3 protein-coding genes are annotated in these 3,290 nt (G+C 73.5%); all 3 read right to left on the reverse strand.

Going from position 1 to position 3,290, the window contains the following annotated elements; genetic code table 11:
• Positions 1–464 (reverse strand): DEAD/DEAH box helicase (locus VIB55_RS24825; RefSeq protein ID WP_331879381.1); only part of this gene is annotated, 464 nt, incomplete at its 3' end.
• Between the two features lie 122 nt (positions 465–586).
• Positions 587–2,200 (reverse strand): PAS domain-containing sensor histidine kinase, encoded by a 1,614-nt coding sequence (locus VIB55_RS24830; protein WP_331879382.1) that lies wholly within the window; start codon positions 2,198–2,200, stop codon positions 587–589.
• The coding region (locus VIB55_RS24835) for an acyl-CoA dehydrogenase family protein (RefSeq protein WP_331879383.1) at positions 2,200–3,290 on the reverse strand (1,091 nt) is incomplete at its 5' end. The genes VIB55_RS24830 and VIB55_RS24835, both read right to left, overlap by 1 nt.

Below are 3,290 nucleotides of genomic sequence, written 5' to 3' on the forward strand. Positions count from 1 at the left end.
TCCAGCTTCACCTCGGAGGTGCGCACGCCCTCCATCACCTCCTGGGGCGTGGCGGCCAGCACCTCGGCCTCGCCCGCGCCCGTCCCCCATCCCCCGCCAGACCCGCTGACGGTGAGCCCCGCGGCCTGGGCGAAGGGCACCAGCTCCAGCGCGGCACGCGCCGCCGCCTCGAGGGTGGCGGCCAGGATCAGCAGGCGCACGCCGGAGGGCGCCTCGTCGAGCGACGCGGACTCATCGCCCTTGTCGTCGTCGGCGGCGGGCTCGCGCGCGGGGAGCCGGTCCAGCACGCCCAGGCCGTACGCCAGCGTCTTGCCGGCGCCGCTGCTGGCGCGCGCCACCAGGTTTCCCTCGCGCCGCAGCACGGGAATCACGGCCTGCTGAAGGCCCGTGGGGTGCTCGATCCCCGCGTCTTCCAGCGCGGCCAGGAGCGGCTCGCCCAGCCCGAGGTCGTTGAATGAAGCCATAACCGTCGTCCGTCTCGAGTTTCAGTGAAAAAGGCAGTGCGGTAGTGCGTTAGTTCGTTAGTGCGGCACTGCTTCGTGTTCGTGGAGCTTCTCCTCGTCGTTCCCAGCAAGTAGCCTGCCCCTCAGGGCGCTCCTCCCTCCAGCGGGCGCGATGCGGCCGCCGGGGCCTTGGCGGGCAGGCGCACGGTGAAGGTGCTGCCCTGGCCGGGCGCGGAGGCCACGCGGATGGAACCGCCCAGGAGCTGCGCCAGCCGCCGCGAGATGGGCAGCCCCAGCCCCGTGCCCGTTCCCGATTCGCGGTCGATCTGCACGAACTCCTCGAAGATGCGCGCCTGGTCGGCCGGGTCGATGCCGCGCCCCTGGTCCGCCACGTCGATCTCCACCCCGCCGTCCCCCAGCCCGCGGCACGACACGGTCACCGGCTTGCCATCCCCGAACTTGATGGCGTTGGACAGCAGGTTCAGCACGATCTGCCTCACCCGCCGCGGATCGGTGACCACCGGCAGGCACGGCGAACCGCCGCCGATCGCCGTCTCCAGCGCCACCCCGTTCTCTTCGGCCATCGGCCGCACGGTGTCCATCAGCTCCACCAGCAGGTCGCCGGGAACGACCTCCTCCACCTGTACCTCGATACGGTCCGCCTCGATCTTGGACAGGTCCAGCACGTCGTTCACCAGTTCCAGCAGGTGCCGCGCGGCGCGCGCCGACCGCTGCAGCGCGTCCCGCTGCCGCTCGTCCACCGGCCCGAAGATGCCCTCCAGGATCAGCTCGGTGTAGCCGATCACCGCGTTGATGGGCGTGCGCAGCTCGTGGCTCATGGCCGCGTAGAAGCGGCTGCGCGTGGCCAGCGCGCGCTCCAGGTCGGCGGAGCGCTCGGCCAGGTCCACGTTCAGCATCTCCAGCTCGGCGGCCTGGCTTTGCAGCTCCGCCGCCTGCGTCTCCAGCTCCGCCTGCGTTTCGCGCAGGTGGGTGACGTCGTGAAGCACCAGCGCGCGGACGCTGTGGCCGGACGCGGTCACCGGGACCACGGCCACCTCGCCGACGGCGGGCTCGCCCGCCCGCCGCCGGTAGGTGACCTCGCCCCGGGCGGAACCCATGCGCGCCGCCTCGAGCAGCGCCTCGAAGTCTTCGCGCGGCTCCGGCCGCAGCAGGTCCACCAGCGGCCGTCCCAGCGCATCGGCACGGGCGTGGCCGATGGTGGCCTCGGCGGCGGGGTTCCACGACAGCACGTTGCCGTCGTCGTCCAGCGACACCACCGGGTCCGGCAGCACGTCGAGCAGCGCGGCCAGGAACGCGTCGGACACCAGCGCCCGCTCCCCGCGCCGGGGCTGCACCCGGGCCAGGTCGCGCGCCACGGCCTTTTCCGTCCCGCGGAAGCGCCGACGCTGGGCGGTGATGGAGGCGGCGCGGCGCAGCAGGTCGTCGTCCACCTGCTCGGGCTCCACCACCCACAGCTCGCCCAGCCCGGGGGCGAACAGCAGCGCCCGCTCCATCTCCGTCCGCTTCCCCGCTTCGGCCACGATCACCGCCTGCAGCGTGGGGTCCAGCGTCCGCAGCCGCCGCGCCACGGCCAGCGCTTCGCGCGGCGACCCGTCCACGAACGCCGCGTCGGCCTGCTCCGCGCGCGACGCCAGCTCGTCGTTGGCGGCGGCCGGGTGCACGGCGTCGCAGCCCCCCAGCGCCGCGCGCCAGGGAACGTCGCCGGCCGACAGGAGCAGCGCGCGCGGCCCGTACATCAGAGCAGCGGCAGGTTCAGCAGGGCGCGCCCCACCCACGTCTTCAGCACGTCGGTGGTGGGCGCCATCACGTGTGCCGCGCGGGCGTCACGAAGGATGCGCGACAGGCGCGCGTTCTCGCGGTAGGCGATGCCGCCGCACAGCGTCATCGCCTCGTTGGCCACGTGCACCGCCGTGTCACCCGCCGCGGCCTTGCACCCCAGCACGCCCAGGAGCGCCCCCGGCTCGCCCGCGTCCGCGGCCTGGGCGGCGGAATGCACCAGCTGCCGGGTGCGCTCCACCTCGATCCACAGCTCGCCGAGCCGGTGCGAAAGCACGGGCTGGCTCCCCAGCAGCTCGCCCGAATGCGAGTGGCGGCGGGAGCCCAGGTGCTCGCGCGCGGCGTCGAGCGCGGCGGCGGCCACCCCCAGGTAGGTGCCCGCCATCGCCATCAGAAAGTAGGGCGCCACCACCTCGAACACGTACCACAGCTGGTCGCCCTCTTCGCCCAGCAGGTTGTGCCAGGGCACGCGCACCCCGCTCAACGTGGCGGAGCGCGAGCTGTTCCCCCGCATCCCCAGTCCGTGCCAGGGCTCCGACCACTCCAGCCCCGGGGTGCCCTCGTTCACCAGCACGCACGAAAAGCTGCCCTCGCCCCCCGCGTCGTCGGCCGCGCGGGTGGAAACGACGTACGAATGCGCCTGCCCCCCGTTGGTGACGAAGCTCTTGATCCCCGTCACCAGGAAGTCGTCGGCCTCCGCCACGATGCGGGTTTCGGGGAGGTAGAAGTGCACGCCGGTGCCGGGCTCGCTCAGGGCCAGCGTCGTCACGTGCTCGCCCCGGGCGATGGGGCGCAGGTACGCCTCCTTCTGCCAGTCGGTGGCCTTGGCGGCGATCACCGCCGTGCCCACGCAGTGCATGGCGAAGCACATGGCGGTGGATGCCCCCTGCGAGGCCAGCGTCTCCGACACCGCCACCAGCCCCGTCAGCCCCTCGCCGTGGCCGCCCAGCGCCTCGGGAACGTTCAGCCCCAGCAGCCCGGCGTCGCCGAGGGCGCGCATGGACTCGGCCGGCCAGAGCGCCTCGTGGTCCTCGCGCTCGGCGCTGGGCG

The sequence above is a fragment of the Longimicrobium sp. genome (genome assembly GCF_036554565.1).
In the GTDB taxonomy this organism is placed as follows: Bacteria; Gemmatimonadota; Gemmatimonadetes; order Longimicrobiales; family Longimicrobiaceae; genus Longimicrobium.

Excerpts from the sequence above, each read along its gene's own strand:
- VIB55_RS24830 (WP_331879382.1), bottom strand. The coding sequence starts at position 2,200 with ATGTACGGGCCGCGCGCGCTGCTCCTGTCGGCCGGCGACGTTCCCTGG.